This window comes from Acrocarpospora phusangensis, from assembly GCF_016862995.1.
GTDB classification, from domain to species: domain Bacteria; phylum Actinomycetota; class Actinomycetes; order Streptosporangiales; family Streptosporangiaceae; genus Acrocarpospora; species Acrocarpospora phusangensis.
On sequence record NZ_BOOA01000027.1, the window covers coordinates 62,540 to 77,792 of the forward strand.

General features: G+C 69.5%; 17 protein-coding genes. 7 read left to right on the forward strand and 10 right to left on the reverse strand.

The window, feature by feature from the left end; all coding sequences use genetic code 11:
• Positions 1–17: 17 nt before the first annotated feature.
• The 3 genes from Aph01nite_RS17890 to Aph01nite_RS17900 all read left to right on the forward strand — a co-directional run bounded on the left by Aph01nite_RS17890 (position 18) and on the right by Aph01nite_RS17900 (position 2,035).
• Positions 18–680, forward strand: a complete 663-nt coding sequence (locus Aph01nite_RS17890) for a hypothetical protein (protein WP_204042047.1) — start codon at positions 18–20, stop codon at positions 678–680.
• Between the two features lie 232 nt (positions 681–912).
• Positions 913–1,404 (forward strand): SDR family NAD(P)-dependent oxidoreductase, encoded by a 492-nt coding sequence (locus Aph01nite_RS17895; protein WP_204042048.1) that lies wholly within the window; start codon positions 913–915, stop codon positions 1,402–1,404.
• Between the two features lie 58 nt (positions 1,405–1,462).
• The gene (locus tag Aph01nite_RS17900) at positions 1,463–2,035 is read left to right on the forward strand and encodes a TetR/AcrR family transcriptional regulator (protein ID WP_204042049.1); all 573 of its coding nucleotides are present in this window, start codon (positions 1,463–1,465) and stop codon (positions 2,033–2,035) included.
• A gap of 34 nt (positions 2,036–2,069) precedes the next feature.
• Here Aph01nite_RS17900 and Aph01nite_RS17905 read toward each other — a convergent pair whose 3' ends face one another.
• The 3 genes from Aph01nite_RS17905 to Aph01nite_RS17915 all read right to left on the reverse strand — a co-directional run bounded on the left by Aph01nite_RS17905 (position 2,070) and on the right by Aph01nite_RS17915 (position 4,822).
• Entirely contained in the window at positions 2,070–2,486 is a 417-nt protein-coding gene (locus Aph01nite_RS17905) for a hypothetical protein (RefSeq protein ID WP_204042050.1), read from the reverse strand.
• A 133-nt stretch (positions 2,487–2,619) separates the two neighbouring features.
• Positions 2,620–2,958 carry a PadR family transcriptional regulator gene (locus tag Aph01nite_RS17910; RefSeq protein WP_204042051.1) on the reverse strand — a complete coding sequence of 113 codons (339 nt, stop codon included), beginning with the start codon at positions 2,956–2,958 and terminating at the stop codon, positions 2,620–2,622.
• Between the two features lie 397 nt (positions 2,959–3,355).
• On the reverse strand, positions 3,356–4,822 hold the full coding sequence (locus tag Aph01nite_RS17915; protein WP_204042052.1) for an ankyrin repeat domain-containing protein: 1,467 nt from the start codon (positions 4,820–4,822) through the stop codon (positions 3,356–3,358).
• A 465-nt stretch (positions 4,823–5,287) separates the two neighbouring features.
• Here Aph01nite_RS17915 and Aph01nite_RS17920 point away from each other — a divergent pair, with 465 nt between their 5' ends.
• The 4 genes from Aph01nite_RS17920 to Aph01nite_RS17935 are packed head-to-tail and all read left to right on the forward strand — an operon-like array spanning position 5,288 to position 8,612.
• On the forward strand, positions 5,288–6,676 hold the full coding sequence (locus tag Aph01nite_RS17920) for an FAD-dependent oxidoreductase (protein WP_204042053.1): 1,389 nt from the start codon (positions 5,288–5,290) through the stop codon (positions 6,674–6,676).
• A 4-nt stretch (positions 6,677–6,680) separates the two neighbouring features.
• On the forward strand, positions 6,681–6,944 hold the full coding sequence (locus tag Aph01nite_RS17925) for a hypothetical protein (RefSeq protein WP_204042054.1): 264 nt from the start codon (positions 6,681–6,683) through the stop codon (positions 6,942–6,944).
• Complete coding sequence (locus tag Aph01nite_RS17930; protein ID WP_239161777.1) at positions 6,941–8,197, forward strand: MFS transporter; 1,257 nt, start codon at positions 6,941–6,943, stop codon at positions 8,195–8,197. The genes Aph01nite_RS17925 and Aph01nite_RS17930 overlap by 4 nt, the downstream gene beginning before the upstream one ends.
• 34 nt (positions 8,198–8,231) lie before the next feature.
• Positions 8,232–8,612, forward strand: coding sequence for a metalloregulator ArsR/SmtB family transcription factor (locus Aph01nite_RS17935; RefSeq protein WP_239161778.1), 381 nt, complete (start codon positions 8,232–8,234; stop codon positions 8,610–8,612).
• Between the two features lie 42 nt (positions 8,613–8,654).
• Here the strand turns inward: Aph01nite_RS17935 and Aph01nite_RS41520 are convergent, their stop codons facing one another.
• From Aph01nite_RS41520 to Aph01nite_RS17970, 7 genes are all read right to left on the reverse strand, one after another.
• On the reverse strand, positions 8,655–9,308 hold the full coding sequence (locus tag Aph01nite_RS41520; protein ID WP_204042055.1) for an arsenate reductase ArsC: 654 nt from the start codon (positions 9,306–9,308) through the stop codon (positions 8,655–8,657).
• Positions 9,309–9,311: 3 nt separating this feature from the next.
• Positions 9,312–10,034 carry an arsenate reductase/protein-tyrosine-phosphatase family protein gene (locus Aph01nite_RS17945; protein ID WP_204042056.1) on the reverse strand — a complete coding sequence of 241 codons (723 nt, stop codon included), beginning with the start codon at positions 10,032–10,034 and terminating at the stop codon, positions 9,312–9,314.
• Positions 10,035–10,104: 70 nt separating this feature from the next.
• Positions 10,105–10,830 carry an aquaporin gene (locus Aph01nite_RS17950; RefSeq protein ID WP_204042057.1) on the reverse strand — a complete coding sequence of 242 codons (726 nt, stop codon included), beginning with the start codon at positions 10,828–10,830 and terminating at the stop codon, positions 10,105–10,107.
• Positions 10,827–11,174 (reverse strand): ArsR/SmtB family transcription factor, encoded by a 348-nt coding sequence (locus tag Aph01nite_RS17955; protein WP_204042058.1) that lies wholly within the window; start codon positions 11,172–11,174, stop codon positions 10,827–10,829. The genes Aph01nite_RS17950 and Aph01nite_RS17955 overlap by 4 nt, the downstream gene beginning before the upstream one ends.
• 93 nt (positions 11,175–11,267) lie before the next feature.
• Positions 11,268–12,491, reverse strand: a complete 1,224-nt coding sequence (locus Aph01nite_RS17960) for a GNAT family N-acetyltransferase (protein WP_204042059.1) — start codon at positions 12,489–12,491, stop codon at positions 11,268–11,270.
• A 32-nt stretch (positions 12,492–12,523) separates the two neighbouring features.
• Positions 12,524–12,859, reverse strand: coding sequence for an ArsR/SmtB family transcription factor (locus Aph01nite_RS17965; RefSeq protein ID WP_204042060.1), 336 nt, complete (start codon positions 12,857–12,859; stop codon positions 12,524–12,526).
• 92 nt (positions 12,860–12,951) lie between these two features.
• Positions 12,952–15,048, reverse strand: coding sequence for a carbohydrate-binding protein (locus tag Aph01nite_RS17970; protein ID WP_204042061.1), 2,097 nt, complete (start codon positions 15,046–15,048; stop codon positions 12,952–12,954).
• Positions 15,049–15,253: the final 205 nt, after the last annotated feature.

A 15,253-nucleotide genomic window follows, 5' to 3' on the forward strand; every position in this document is an offset into this window, starting at 1 on the left:
TTCTACCGTCACCGTCCATGACAGATCTGAACCCCGGGGCCCGGCTCACCGGTGTCCTGCTGCTGACCTCACTGCTGGCCATGATCGCCGGTCTGGCCATCGTGGTGCCATCAGGGTTGACCCTGAATCCCACCGACCCGGGCACCACGCTCGTCGCGGTGGGCGAGCAGGTTGGTCTGCACCTGACCGAACTGGCCTTCGACGTGCTCGGCTGGCTGTCGTTGACCGCGGCCGGGCTGGTCATGGCCGCGAGCCCGCAGGTCGCGCCCCGGCCACACCTGGTCGTACTCGCCGGTGGGCTGCTGGCCGCCACCGGGCTGGCGGGGCTGCTTCACGACGCCGGCAACCTGGCGCTGACCGGGCTGAGCACCGATCCGGTCACGCCGGCCACCGCCGCCGCGGCCACGGCGGTACTGCTCACCGCGAAGTGGATGGTCAACCTGGCAGGGCTGCTCTGGGTCGCCGCCGCGACCACCACCGCGCTGGGCGTCCCCATGCCCGGCGGCCTTCGCTGGGCCGGCGCCATCGCGGCGCTCTGCGCCCTGGCCGCGGTCGCACTGCCATGGACGGCCGGAGGCGACACCCCTTCGGAGGCGTCGGAGCAGCTCGGGTACGCCCTCTACCTGCCGATCATGATCTGGTACGGCGTGCTGGGCTGGCGCTATCTGCGGCGGCAGTGAGCGCCCGGGGTCAAGCCAACCATTCGGGGAAGGTGAACGGCTGACCCCGTTCCCGAACAGTGGGGTGGTCCGCCCCCTCGTCACACTCGAACCGCTGGCCGGCGCCCACATGCCTGGTTCGCCCCAGCGTGTCCATGAAGCCTGTCGAGCCATCAAACGGATAGTTCATCCGATTGTGCTAGTGTCCGAGCCAATCGGATGAAGTATCCGTTTATCTGGACGGAGTGGTCTCATGACGAGGTCAGCTGTGGTCACGGCAGGCACGGGAGGCATCGGCCTGGAGACCGCGCTGGGGCTGGCCGCCGCAGGGTTCGCGGTCACCGTCGTCGGGCGCGACGCCGAGCGTGGAGCCAGGGCGGTGGAGCGGATCAACGCGGCGCGACCCGCGTACCCCGGACGGTTTCTGGCCGCCGACCTCGCCTCGCTCGACCAGGTACGCGCGCTGGCCCACGGCATAGCCGCCGACCACGCCGCGTCGGGGGAGCCGTTGACGGTGCGGCCGCTGGTCCGCCGCAGGTTCGAACAATCCACCTCGGGGCCGGTGTCCGCTGCGGCCAGGTCCTCGATCGCCGCCGCCACCGACCCGGTGCTGACCGGCAGGACCGGCCTCGTCATCGGCCCCAGGCGCCCCCCCGTCGCCCCGTTCCGCGCGGCGACCGACCGCCGCATCGCCGAAGCCGTGCACCTGCTCAGCCGAACCCACGCGCCCGCGGTGGCCGGATGACCATCCGCCGGTGCGGGCCCTGTCGGGTGGCGAGTCCGTGAACCTGGATACTTCCCCCATGACGACCACATCGCTGCGAAAGGACGCCGCCCGTAACTGGGAGCGGATCGTCGCCACCGCCCGCGACCTGGTCGACCAGGGCACCCCATTGCAGCTCAACGACGTCGCGCGCCGGGCGGGCCTCGGGGTCGCGACGGTCTACCGGCACTTCGCCACGCCCGAGGCACTTTTGGAGACCGTCGCCACTCCCTGCCTGGAAGCCCTGGCCGCGCACGGCGAGCGGGCCTTGGCCGACCCCGACCCCCGGCGGGCGCTGGACGGCTTCCTGTCCCGCGTCGTCGAAGCACAGGTCACCGACGCCGCCCTGCCTCCGGTCGCCGCCGCGACCACCGACACCCTGGCGCGCACCACGGAACTCAAGAAGTCACTCGCGTCCGCCGGCACCACGCTCCTCGAGCGGGCGCGCGACGCCCGTGCCGTCCGCCCCGACCTCGCCGCCGCCGACCTCGTCCCGCTCATGTGCGGCGTCGCCCATGCCGTGGCCGTCCACGGCGGTACCCCCATCGAGCGGATCGAGACCGCCCGCCGATACCTCGCCACCCTGCTCGAAGGCATGCGCCTCGCTCGGTGACCGGCGGCGGGCGAAGTCGGAACCGAAACTCTGATCAGCGGATCCTGATCAGCATCTGGGTGACCAGGACGATCCGGGCGAGGCTGACCGTCAAAGCACAGATGATCAATACTGACGGCAGAGCCATGGCCCTGGCTGTGGTCAGCACGGCCAGGTCGACCAGCACCAGCCCGCAGGCTCCGCTCACGACGGCCCGCCGTAACACCTTGTAGTGGTGGGAGACCGCCCGCGCCAGCGCGAGCGTCGCCACGACCATCAGCAGCACCGCGCCCACGCTCACCGGAACGGCCGTCGGCACCGGCCAGGTCCACACCTCCGCGCTCACCAGCGCGCTTCCCCACACCATGCCCACCAGAGGGCCGGTGGCCAGCAGCAGCCGGGCGGCGGCGCGGACGGGTGCGTCCCGGACGAAGGCGGCGCTGATGGTGTCGGCGTCGCCGAACTCCGCCACGGCCGCCCGGCCGCGGCGTCCGGGTCGCGGAGCCGCCGCAACTGGGCCTGGTAGGTCTCGGTCAGGCCGTCGGCCAGTTCCTCGACGATGAGGGGAGGCAGCCGCCTGGCCAGCACCCGGACCTGGCTCTCGATCAGCTCGTGGCCGGCCACGGTGCGCTCTTCAGGGCTGAGGAGATGACGTCGGCGAACTCGCGCCAGTTCTGGCGGGCGTCGGCCAGCGCCGTCCGCCCGTGCCCGGTGAGTTGATAGGTACGGCGGCGACGTCCGGCCACCACTGACCAGGTGCCGCTGATCAGCCCGGCCTGTTCCAGCCGGTGTAGTGCGGGGTAGATGGTGCCGGTGGGCAGGTCGAGCTTCCCGGCGGTGGTCTCGCGCAACGCCTCCTTGACCGCGTAGCCGTGTCGTGGACCTTCGTCCAGGGCTGCCAGCAGCAGCGCGTCCAGGTGGCCCTTCAGTACTTCGGCCCTCATATGTAGCAACGCTATACCGGCATTGTCGCGCCGCCAACCGCATGCGTAGGATTCCTATAGGTAGTTATCCTACGCATGAGAAATCCGGTATGGGATACGTCCCTGACGGCGGACCCGTCTTCCTCTTCGCCTTTGGCCGTACACGTGACCGCTGGTCTCACCTGCATTGCAACAGGTGCCATGGCCGCCTTCTCCGGCAAAGGCGGCCGACGCCACCGGCGCACCGGGCGGATCTGCATCCAGGCCCTGGGCGTGGCCTTCGCGACCATGACGGTGATGTCGCTGATCCGATGGCGGGAGAACGCCCACCTCTTCGCCGTCGGATGCCTGACCTTCGCCTGCGGCCTGGACGGGTTCGACTGCTGTCATGTCACCAGATTGGTCGAGGTCGGTAGGTTCAGTCAGCGGGGTGGGATCTTTCCCGATTCCCGAGGTCTCGCAAGTAGGCCGCCACGCGGTGCTTGCCGCCGTATTCGGCCCAGCCGAGCGGGGTCGAGTCGTACTGAGTGTCCTTGATCGTCGGGTCGGCGCCGAGTTCGATCAGCGCCGTGGCGGTCTCCCTGTCGTCGTTCCAGGCCGCCTCGTGCAGCGGGGTGGAACGGTGTAGGTGGTTGACGTCGAAGCCGAGTCCGGCGAGCAGCCGTACCGCCGCGGTCTTGCGCAGCCCGGCCGCACGGTTGATCAGCTCCGGGTGCCGGGCCAGTACGCGGGCCAGCAGTCGCGGGCCGAGTCCGGCGACCGTCTCGGCGTCGGCGCGCATGCAGGCGGCGGTGAAGGCGTCCATCTCCTCCAGTTCCGCTGAGGCGCCCGCGGCGGCGAGAAGGTGCGCGACCTCGGTGTGTCCGTTGAGCAGGGCAAGCTCGTAGGGGGTGCGCCCGCCGTAGGCGGGATGCCCGCCCAGGCCGTCGACCTCCGCGCCGTTCGCCAGGAGCAGCCGGGCCCGCCGTGGGCCGCCCCGCAGCGCGGCGGTGGCCAGTTCCTCGCGCAGCAACTGCTGCGGGGACTGCATCGTCGGGCCCAGTCGAGCGTGCCACGGCCCGCCCTGGCCGCGGCCCAGGCCGAACTCCAGCAGCAGCTCAAGGTGGGCGGTGTCGTCCGAGAAGGAGCCGCCGAGGCCGAGGTTGTACAGGGTCTGGCTGTCGTTGGGGTCGGCTCCGGCCTCCAGCAGCAGCCTGGCGAGCGCCAGGCCCTGCGGGTGCGGTGGCTGGTCGCCCTCGCCTCCGCCGAATGCGCCGGTGAGCGCGGTGAACGGCGACGTCAGTCCGTCCCACAGGAATCCGGCGTCGGGGTCGGCGCCGTGCCGGAGGAGGAGCCGGGCCGCCGCGACGGACCGGCCGGGAGGGTCGAGGCGCGCGTAGGCCAGGTACAGCAGCGGCTCCCACCCGAAGGGGCCGCCTTGAGTCCGGGCCAGCCCGGGATTCCCGGCCAGCGCATCAGCCAGCGCATCGGCCGAGCCGGTGGCCGCCATCGTGAAAACGTCCGCGGTGGCCAGCTGTGGATGCCGGGCCAGCAGCTGGTCGGCCTCCCGGGTCCGGCCCGGATAGTCGCTCCCGTAGGTGAGGCAGGCAAGCCGGAGGAACTCCTGCGGCAGTTCTCGGCACGCTTCGACCTGGTGTGGCGATCGGGAGTACCGCGCCACGGTGTCGATGTGTTCTTTCAGCCGGGGCCAGCTCGCGAAGCCGTACATGCGGGCGGTGACGAGTTGTGCGTCGGACAGTTTGAGTGGCTGTGACGGCCGGGGATGGAACTCGGTGACGAGTCCGAGCGCCTCGGGAACTCTCGCGTTCACGTACTGGAAGAGTGTCTTGGCCTGTTTGCGGAGCCGTTCGAGGCTGGGGTTGTCGGGCAGGCGGTGAACAGGCATCGGAACCTCGTTTCCGTCAGCGCCTGGTGTCCGCATGATCAGGCCGGAAAGAGGTCGGATCGCGTCGTTCGACGAGTATCAGGTGGGCTTGGCCCTTCCCGCGGACCGGGTGCGCCCTGAGCGCGTCACCCAGCTTACGCCCACGACCACTCGCGTGCTCGATGTCGTCCCGCACTTGCCTGATGGCCGGCTGCCGACACGCCCTCGCACGAGGCGGACGGTGAGCAGGTCGGAGCCGGGCCATCCTGGGGCGGGCAGCAGGCATACAAGAGCGACTGCAGGTCCAGCAGGGCGCGATTGATGCGCTGATTTGACAGATATCTAATCAGGGCTGCATGCTATCCCCAAGTCTGATTAGACAATCTTCTAATCAGGCGGGCTGGTGCGCCCGACGCCCGGCCCTGCAGCAGATCGATGCCCGCTCTGCTGCTTTCCGCCGCCCAACGATCATCAGGAGGATCAGTCATGAGTGGCCTCACCACCAACTCCACAGCCACCGCCTCTCTCAACACCGCCGTACCGACCCCGCCGGGCCGCAACGATCTACCGGTGGTGGTGATCGGAGCCGGGCCGGTCGGTCTGGCCGCCGCCGCGCACCTGGCCGAGCGCGGCCTGGACTTCCTCGTCCTGGAAGCCGGTGAGCAGGTCGCGGCCTCCGTCGCCCAGTGGGGTCACGTGCGGATCTTCAGCCCGTGGCGGTTCAACATCGACGACGCCGCCCGCCGCCTGCTGGAGGCCGACGGCTGGACCGCCCCGGATGCGGACTGGCTGCCCACCGGGGAAGAGCTGATCTCCGACTATCTCGCCCCGCTGGCCAAGCTCCTGGGCGCGCGGGTGCGGCTGGGCGTTCGGGTGACGGCCATCAGCTGCCTCGGGTTCGACCGCGTCCGTACGGACGGCCGCGAGCACGCCCCTTTCCTGATCAGGACCGCCAACGGCGAGGAGTTCCAGGCTCGCGCGATCGTGGACGCCTCCGGCGCGTACGCGAACGTGCTGGGCGCGAGCGGTCTGCCCGCCCATGGCGAGACCGCCGATCTGATCGACCACGCGCTACCCGATGTGCTCGGCGCCGACCGGGAGCTGTACGAGGGGCGCCACACCCTGGTCGTCGGCGCGGGCCACTCGGCCGCCACCACCCTGCTCGCCCTGACCCAGCTGGAGGACGCCCGCATCACCTGGGCGATCCGCGCCGGTGACGCGGGTCGCACTTACGGCGGCGGCGACGCCGATGCCCTGCCCGCCCGCGGCGCACTCGGCTCCCGCCTCCGGCAGCACGTCGCCTCCGGCCGGATCACCCTGCTCACCGGTTTCTACGCCCACTCCGTCCGCGCCGACGACGCGGCGGTGACGGTCGTCAGCCGCGACCGCACGGGGGCCGAGCGGTCGGTCACCGCGGACCGGGTGGTGGCGGCGACCGGCTTCCGCCCCGACCACTCGATCGCCTCCGAACTGCGGCTGGACCTGGACCCGATCCTCGGCTCCACCCGCGCGCTGGCCCCGCTGATCGACCCCAACCGGCACTCCTGCGGCACCGTACCCGCCCACGGAGTCGACGAGCTGGCCCACCCCGAGAACGGCTACTACGCGGTCGGCGTCAAGAGCTACGGCCGGGCGCCCACCTTCTTGATGGCCACCGGCTACGAGCAGGCCCGCTCGGTTGCGGCCGCCATCGCCGGTGACTGGGAGGCGGCCCGTGAGGTGCAGCTCGACCTGCCCGAGACCGGCGTCTGCTCCTCCAGCCTGGCCGAAGCCCAGGAACGACGTGTCGGCCTGGCCACCGGCATCAGCGGCGGCCTACTCGCCACCCCGCTGCCACTGGCCGAGGTCTCCTCCGGCGGCGGATGCTGCGGCTGAGACCATGTCCGAGGGATATCCCACCGCCGCCCAGAAGGAGGCCCTGCGCCTCATCTGCGCCCACGGCCGGCTCGACACTGACGAGTTGGGCGCTCACCTGGTCCGCGCGCGGCGATCGAGCAGCAACCCGGGATTCACTCCCGCGATTGCCCGCATGGCAGGAACGCTGACCTGGCGACTGCACGCCCAGGGCTTCCTCACCGAAACCGGGGGATTCTGGTCGGCCACCGCCGCAGGCCGCAAGCTGATCTCCTGCGAGCCCACATGAGCGCCACCATCAAAGGCACAGACCGGTCCACCGGCAAGTCGACCGCCTCGTCCGTCGCCGAATCCACCGGCGAGTCCGCCGCGCCGCCGGCCTCGGTCTCCCAGGGCTGGCGGATGGTGGTCGCGCTCGCCGTCACCCAGACCATCGGGTACGGCGTGCTCTACTACGCCTTCTCGGTCTTCCTGATCCCGATGACCCGCGACCTGAATGCCACCGGCGCACAGGTCGCCGCCGCCCTCACGATCTCCATCCTGATCGCCGCCCTGTGCGCGCCGCTGGTCGGCCGCTGGCTGGACGCGCGCGGCGGCCGTGGCCTGATGACGGTGGGTTCGGTCCTGGGCACGGTCGCCGTGCTGGCCTGGTCGCGGGTGGAGAATCTGCCGCAGCTGTATGTCGTTTCGGCCGTCATCGGAATCGCTTGCGCGATGGTCCTCTACGAATCCGCCTTCGCCGTCGTCGTCAGCTGGTTCGACGGCGACAACCGGGCGAACGCCCTCCTGGCGATCACCATCGTCGCGGGCTTCGCCTCCGCGATCTTCCTCCCGGTCACCGGCCTGCTCGTCGACTCCCACGGCTGGCGCCAGGCGCTGGTCATCCTGGCCATCGGGTACGGCGTGACCGCGATCCCGTTGCACGCCCTCGTACTGCGCCGCCGTCCACGCCCGAAGCCACGAGCCGAACGCGACGGAATCGTCAAAGCCGCCACCCGCGCCCGCCCGTTCTGGCTGCTGGTGATCGCCTTCACCGCCAACGGCGGCGCGGTCTCCATCATGTCGGTCCTGCTCATCAGCTACCTCATCCACCTCGGCCACTCACCCGTACTCGCCGCCACCCTCGCGGGCCTGCTCGGCGTGCTGTCGGTGACCGGACGTCTGATCACCACCGGCCTGCAACGCCGCCTGCCCGCCGCCCTGATCGCGGCCGCGATCTTCGCCCTCCAGGGGGTGGCCGTCCTGCTCCTGCCACCTCTGGGAGCGACGGTGCAGGGCGCCGTCGCCTGCGTCCTGCTGTTCGGCCTCGGCTTCGGCATCGCCTCCATCACCCTGCCCCACCTGCTGGTCGACCGGTACGGCACCGCCGCCTACGCCACCCTGTCCGGCAGAATCGCCGTCTTCTCCGTCGCCGACAAGGCCCTGGCCCCGCTCGGCGCGGTCGCGCTCGCCCAGACGGCCGGATACAGCTGGGTCATGGGCGCGGTCGCCGTCGCCTGCCTGATCGCCGCGTCGTCCCTGGTGGCCTACCATCGCCTATGATTTAGACAGATGTCGAAGTAAAGGGGTGTTCGCCGTGACCGATGCCACCATCACCTGCTGCGCGCCGATCGCCCGCGAGCCACTGTCGGAGTCCGACGCCGTGGAGATGGCCGCGCTGCTCAAGGCCGTCGCCGACCCGGTACGGCTCCGCCTGCTCTCGCTGATCGGCTCCCACGCGGGCGGCGAAGCCTGCGTCTGCGACCTGACCGACGCCTTCGACCTGACCGCCCCCACGATCTCCCACCACCTGAAGGTCCTGCGCACCGCCGGCCTGATCGACTCCGAACGCCGCGGCACCTGGGTCTACTACTGGATCATCCCGTCCGTGGTCGCCAAGCTCGGCGCCCTGTTCACCCCGCTGTCCGAGCCCGGGGCGGCCTCCGGCCCAGTCGACGTGGAACTCGTCACCGCCTGACCGCCCGATTGCCAAAGGTCCATGACCCGGGCCTGGAAGATCTCACGCCACCGCGACCTTGAGCTCGGCCAGCAGGTCACGCACCCGGCGTTCGATCTCGTCGCGGATCGGCCGCACGTCCTCGGCGCTCTTGCCCGCCGGGTCGTCCAGTTCCCAGTCCAGGTAGCGCTTGCCGGGGAAGACGGGGCAGGTGTCGCCGCAGCCCATGGTCACGACCACATCGGCGGCACGGATGATCTCCTCGGTCCACGGCTTGGGGAACTCGGCGGAGATGTCGATGCCGCGTTCGGCCATGGAGGCGACGGCGGCGGGGTTGATCTCGCTGGCGAACTCCGATCCGCCCGACCAGGCCACGGCGTTCTCTCCGGCCAGATGCTGGAAGAAGCCCATGGCCATCTGGCTGCGGCCGGCGTTGTGCACGCACAGGAACAGCACGATGGGGCGGCCGTCCTCGGCGTTGCCCTCCACCCGGGCCAGGGCGGTCAGGCGCTGGCGGGCGAAGCGTTCGGCCAGCAGTGGCAGGAAGGCCGGGATGGCGGCCTTCTCGGCGAACTGGTCGTAGCTGGTGTGGAGGAAACGTTCGATGGTCTCGGTGCCGAAGGTGCCGGCGAACAGGTCGCCGAGATTGCGGGCGGCGGTCAGCAGGGCGTGCTGCTGGTCCACGCTCAGGTCGGCACGCTGGTAGGTCTCAGGCATGAGTCACTCCTGCGGGAGTCGGACAGCGGGGACAGGAAGGTCGATGGGGGGATCAATGGGAAGGACGGCGGGGGCCAGCCGGTCGATCCGGCCGGCGATGTCGGTGAAGGCGTGCTCGAAAGCCGCGTCGGTACCCAGACGGACCGGGTCGGGGATCGACCAGTGCAGGCGCTCGCGCCCGCCGAGTCGTTCGTGAGCACTGTCACAGACCGCCACGATCAGATCCTCCGGCTGGGCGACCTGGTCCAGGTGGGCGGTACGGGCCTGGTCCAGGTCCAGGCCGTGACGGCGGGCCACGGCCTGGGCGCCGGGGTTGACCCGCTGAGCCGGGACGGTCCCGGCCGAGGCGGCGGGCACCGCGCTGCGCCGCTGCCACAGGGCGGCTGCCAGCTGGGATCGGGCGGAGTTGTGGGTACACACGAACACCACGCGCGGGGCCTGCCGTGCCTGCACCGGCATCAGCGCTTCCAGCGCGCCGGTCACCAGGCGCAGGTACGTGCGGCGACGGTCACCTTCCGAGCGCCGCCGCTCGACTACACCCGCCTCGTGCAGGATCTTCACGTGGTGGGCGAACAGATTGGTGGGCAGGCCCAACTGCCCGCCGAGCTCGCCCGGCGAGGCGTCACCCAGGGCCAGCCGGTCCACGATCGTCAGCCGCGCGGGGTCGCCGAGGGCGGCGTGCACCTGCGCCCGCCCCGCCACCGCGTCAGCCCAGTCAGCATTCATTGACTCAATAATTACTGACTGGATTTGATGGCGTCAAACGACGATCTGATGGCCTGCGGGTGAACGCGGCTCAGCGACTAGCCGTGGGTTCTCCGCTCACTGCTTCGGGCACATCCGCGCCTGGACGGCCGAACAGCCCCTGCACCAGCAGGAATCCGATAACCCCGCCCGCCAGTTGCGCGAGTACGAAGCCGGGGACCGAGATGGGGGCGATCCCGGCGAAGGTGTCGGAGAAGGCGCGGCCGAGGGTGACGGCCGGGTTGGCGAAGCTGGTGGAGGAGGTGAACCAGTACGCGGCGCCGATGTACGCGGCCACCGCCACAGGCGCGGCCGCGGCCCGGCCGGTACGAGTGAGAGCGAAGATCACCAAGATCAGGCCCGCCGTCGCGACGATTTCACCCAGCCACACGGCCGCTCCGGTCCGCTCGGTCGACGACCAGGAGATGGCCGGTACGGCGAACATGGCGTTGGCCAGCAGACAACCGCCGATCGCGCCCAGCGCCTGGGCCAGGACGTAGCCGCCCAGTTCACGACTCGACAAACCAGTGCCCCGCTGGCGCGCCTGCCACCAGTCGGCCAGTGACACCACCGGGTTGAAGTGCGCGCCGGACACCGGCCCCAGGATGAGGATCAGCACGGCCAGGCCGAACACGGTCGCCGTGGAGTTGGCCAGCAGCTGCAAGCCGATCTGTCCCGGGGCCAGGTTCTGGGCCATGATGCCCGAACCCACGACCACGGCCACCAGCAGAGCGGTGCCCACGAATTCGGCCAGAAGCCGACGGCCCAGGCGGCTCACCGAGCCACCCGCTCGGGCGCGGCCAGCAGCGCCGACAGGTCGGCGAGCGCTTCGGGGACCAGGCGGTAGTACACCCAGGAAGCGCGGCGTTCGCTGGTGAGCAGACCTACCTCCTTGAGCACCTTCAGGTGGTGGCTGATGGTCGGCTGCGAGAGCGTGAAGGCGGCGGTCAGATCGCATACGCACGCTTCGCCGTTCTCGTGCGCGGCCACGATCGACAGGATGCGCAGCCGTACCGGGTCGCCGAGCGCTTTGAACACCCGCGCCAGTTCGGCCGACCGCTGATCGTCCAGTGGCTCACGGGCCAGCGGCGAACAGCAGTCCAGCAGGGGGAGATCCTTCACCAGGCATCCTTATCGAGATCAATCGACATCAACAGCTGTCTATATTGACATTGATCGATCTCAGTGGCCATCTGCTTCCATGGGCGACTTTCCTCAGGCGCCCGTGACTCGCCTCTCGATCAGCAGCACATCGCGCCAGGTCCCGTGATGGCAGCCGACGCGCTCACGAGTGCCCACGATCCGGAAGCCAAGCGCCTGATGCAGAGCCAGGCTCGGGGTGTTCTCGGGGAAGATGCCTGTCTGGATGGTCCAGACGCCCGCGTCCTGGCTGGCGGCGACGAACGCGGTGAGCAGGGCGCGGCCGATGCCGTGCGCCTGGCAGCCCGGATGAACGTAGACACTGTGCTCGACCACCCCGGCGTACACCGGACGGGATGAGACCGGAGAGGCGGCGACCCAGCCGACGACCTCACCGGTGTGAGTGTCGGTGGCGACGTAACGCAGATGTGGCAGCCTGCCCGTGGTGAAGCCGTCCCAGCTCGGCGCGGCGGTCTCGAAGCTGGCTTGGCCGGTGTCCAGGCCCGCCTGGTAGATGGCCAGCACCTGGGCGGCGTCGGCCTCGCGCATCGGCCGGATCTCCAGCCCGGGTGGGCAGGCGGGTTTGACCGCATGGATGATCGCGGAATGCACGTGGTCACCGTGATCGGCGGTCAGAGTGACCGTTGCGTTGACGAAGCCGGTGGCCGCCAGCAGATCGCGGTATTCGGCGACGGTCAGCGATCCGGCGACGCAACCGATGCGCCGCTCGGCGGCCACGCGCCGGGCGGGGTCCAGAATCTGGCTGGTGACGACGTCGCTGATCCCGAGCCGGCCGCCGGGTCGCAGCACCCGGAAGCTCTCGGCGACCGTGGCCGCCTTGTCGCTGGACAGGTTGATCACGCAGTTGGAGATGACGACGTCGACCGAATGATCGGACAGCGGGATCGCCTCGATCGCGCCGTGCAGGAACTCCACGTTGGCCGCGCCCGCCTCGCGGGCGTTGCTCCGGGCCAGCTCGATCATGTCCGCGCTGGCGTCCAGCCCATAGACTTTCCCGTACGAGCCGACCCGCCGCGCCGACAGCAGCACGTCGATGCCACCCCCGGAGCCGAGATCAAGCACCGTCTCTCCGGTGTGCAGTTCGGCCACGGCCACGGGGTCGCCGCACCCGAGACTGACCCGCACAGCCGCGTCGGGCAGCCCCGCCGTTTCGTCATAGCCGGCGGGCCCGAAGCCGCCCCGATCGAATTCCTGCGGTGAGCAGTCCACGACCTTCTCCCCGTCCAGGGCGGCCCGCGCCAGGGCGGAGTAGCGGTCGACGACTTCCTCGTGCGCCATAACGATCTCCTCACTCACCTGGCCTGATGCGTTCACTCGCAGACCGGAGCGGCCGGGACGGGGTTGCCCATCACGACGTCGGCCGCGGTGGGGAAGCAGCTCACGCACTGCTCGTTGATCCGGTACAGGCTGGAGGTGCCCTGCCGCTCGACCAGAACGAACCGCACGTCAGACAGGATCTTCAGATGGTGGGAGACCGTCGACTGGCCCACCCCGGAGGCCAGCACGATCTCCCCGACGGTCATCGGCTTTCGCCGCCTGGCCAGCAGCGACACGATCTGGATGCGGGTGGCGTCGGCGAGAGCTTTGAACCAGCTCGCGTACTCCTCGGCCGATTCCCGGTCCAGCGGTTCCGGATTCTCATTCATCTATAATCGACGATAGACGATAGAGCCTGGCAGGGGAATCCTTCCGGCCGGACCGTCGGCGGAGGACCGCCGGGATGGATGTTCCCGGCCGCTCACAGGCTCGGGGCGACCAGCAAGCCGTCCGCGACCAGGCTCGTCCCCTCGGAGGGTGGCTGTTCACCGTTGTACAGCCGCACCGTCACCGGCCCGTCGGTGCCCAGCTTGAATCCCTGCGTGCCGAGTCCCACCCAGCCCCGGGAGGTCTTCTGGTCGATGATGTACGTCTGGACGCCGGCCGACGACTTCACCTCGTAGTGCGCGTACGGATCGAGATTCTCCCTTTCCGGAATGTGCACCCAGATGTCCCACCGGCCGGATGCTGACGTGTCCTGTCCAACCGCCGAGGTGATGTCCCAGGTCATGGACCAACTCGGGCCGCTATCTGGCCGCGACCAGGCTGTGGCTGCCTCGTAGCACTGCTCGGGAGCGCAGTCGCTCAGCTTCCACCCACCTTCGGAACTGGACAGATCATCATCGAAGACCTTGCTGTAGTGCAGCGTGTTCAGCCACATCGTCTCCGCGTCGCGCAGTTCGCCCGACTGATGGTCGACCCAGCCCCGCCAGAACTCGGCGAAGGTCTCCGGTTCCGCCTCGTCCACCACCCGCATGATCTCCTGAAACGAGGAGGTGCTGTAGTCGGCGAAACCGTTCTTGATCTCGGTCGGGCCGATGTTGGGTTCCTGCGGCGGGTTGTCGTCCACCAGATCCCACAACGCGGCGGCCACTCGCCCTTCCACCGCGGGACCGGACTCACAGCGGTACGGATCGGGGTTGGCGAACACGGAGTAGCAGCCCTCAAGGTCGTGGTAACCGCCGGGATCCACCATCCGGGTCCAGTCGGTCGTCCCCGGTGTGTTCTCGGCGAGTACCGCGACGAAGTCGGCGAAACCTTCCGCCCAGCCGCATCCGTCGCTGGACGGGAGGGTGAAGGCGTGGGACCGGCACGCGGGATCCAAGTCGGGGATGGCACTTGCCAGGCGGCGTTCCAGAAGGTGGCCGGCCTCGTGCTCCACCGCGCTCGACCGCGCGAAGTCCGTGTCGATCTCGATGGTGTTGGTGAAGGGTGAAAGACGGTTGTGTCCCTCGTCGTTGAGCTGTACCAGGGCCGCTCCCAGAGCACCTTCCGTTCGGTCGCGGACATTGAGGATTCCGCCGTAGGCAGCCGCGGCGGGGGAGGTCAGCTCGTGTTCCTGATCCTCGGGGCGCTGGAAGAACAGTCCCAGCTCGATCTCGTCGGACACCTCGACCTCGCCGTTTCCCCCCGGCTCGGACACCTTCACCGTCGCGTCCGCGTTCTTCGGCTCAACGCGCAGTACCAGTTTGTCGTCGGCACAGGCGTGGGACTGCTGAAAATCGACTTCCGGCTCAGTGGGCAGGCAGCCGTACCACATCGACCCGTTTGCCAACTGGTAATTCTGGGGGTAGACGAACTCGATATCGAATTCGCCATTCGGACCCAGATATCCGGTCAGGGGATCCCCGGTGCCGCCGGCTCCCGGGCGTACCGGGTGCCATTCCTCCGGATCGGACAACGTGCCGTGTCTGCCCTTGTACCACAATTCCCACCTGGCGCCCGCCATCGGCCGCATCGGCGCGTTCTCGCCCATACGACGAGGCACTACCGCTTGCCCCGTCACCCGCACCTCGGGAGGATCCGGCGGTGACGGCAGGGTGCAGTCACCCATCGTCATCCCCGCACTGTGCAGTTCACCGTCCTCGTGTGTCCAGTTGAGCGTCTTCCAGCCCGCGTAGAAGGAACCTCCCGGTGCCACGCAGACAACGCCGCCAGGGCTCCACGCCCCACCCATATAGATGCTCCAGGCACCGCGTCGCGGCCCGGAAGCGCAGTTCGCATGCCATTCATGACGGCGCCGCTCCGACGGCTGCCAACCCGGCTCGACCCACCGCCAGAAGCCGAAGTAAGGGTCCCCGCACATGTCGCCGGGCACCGAGGTTCCTGGCGGCAGCGTCGGCGGGACGGGCATCTCCGTCTCCGGAGACGGCACGCCACCTTCACCGGCCGCATCATCCTTGATCACCATGTTGCCTGATGTCGTGCCCGTGGGGGGACCGGGCCGTGCCCCCGCGGAAGCAGCGACCGGCATGACCGCGGTCATCCCGGTGAGCATGAACACCATCACGGTGAACACGATCGTCCACCGCCTTTTCTGAGATTCCATACCTTTCCCCTAAGTCGATTTGCCTGCGCCGAGTCGTTCGGGATGCCCAGGACCCCGTTCGGGGGGCGGGCACTCGCCATCGGCTCAACTCGGCAGTACCGCCCCGCGGGAGACCGGGGTTCCGCAACCGGTCAAAGGGCACACAGAACCAGATCGACCCCGAGGTCCTCGCCCG

What these genes read in the sequence shown, in the direction of transcription:
- Aph01nite_RS17890 (WP_204042047.1), top strand. Translation starts at nt 18, where the DNA reads ATGACAGATCTGAACCCCGGGGCCCGGCTCACCGGTGTCCTGCTGCTG.
- Aph01nite_RS17895 (WP_204042048.1), top strand. Translation starts at nt 913, where the DNA reads ATGACGAGGTCAGCTGTGGTCACGGCAGGCACGGGAGGCATCGGCCTG.
- Aph01nite_RS17900 (WP_204042049.1), top strand. Translation starts at nt 1,463, where the DNA reads ATGACGACCACATCGCTGCGAAAGGACGCCGCCCGTAACTGGGAGCGG.
- Aph01nite_RS17910 (WP_204042051.1), bottom strand. Translation starts at nt 2,958, where the DNA reads ATGAGGGCCGAAGTACTGAAGGGCCACCTGGACGCGCTGCTGCTGGCA.
- Aph01nite_RS17915 (WP_204042052.1), bottom strand. Translation starts at nt 4,822, where the DNA reads ATGCCTGTTCACCGCCTGCCCGACAACCCCAGCCTCGAACGGCTCCGC.
- Aph01nite_RS17920 (WP_204042053.1), top strand. Translation starts at nt 5,288, where the DNA reads ATGAGTGGCCTCACCACCAACTCCACAGCCACCGCCTCTCTCAACACC.
- Aph01nite_RS17925 (WP_204042054.1), top strand. Translation starts at nt 6,681, where the DNA reads ATGTCCGAGGGATATCCCACCGCCGCCCAGAAGGAGGCCCTGCGCCTC.
- Aph01nite_RS17930 (WP_239161777.1), top strand. Translation starts at nt 6,941, where the DNA reads ATGAGCGCCACCATCAAAGGCACAGACCGGTCCACCGGCAAGTCGACC.
- Aph01nite_RS41520 (WP_204042055.1), bottom strand. Translation starts at nt 9,308, where the DNA reads ATGCCTGAGACCTACCAGCGTGCCGACCTGAGCGTGGACCAGCAGCAC.
- Aph01nite_RS17945 (WP_204042056.1), bottom strand. Translation starts at nt 10,034, where the DNA reads ATGAATGCTGACTGGGCTGACGCGGTGGCGGGGCGGGCGCAGGTGCAC.
- Aph01nite_RS17960 (WP_204042059.1), bottom strand. Translation starts at nt 12,491, where the DNA reads ATGGCGCACGAGGAAGTCGTCGACCGCTACTCCGCCCTGGCGCGGGCC.
- Aph01nite_RS17965 (WP_204042060.1), bottom strand. Translation starts at nt 12,859, where the DNA reads ATGAATGAGAATCCGGAACCGCTGGACCGGGAATCGGCCGAGGAGTAC.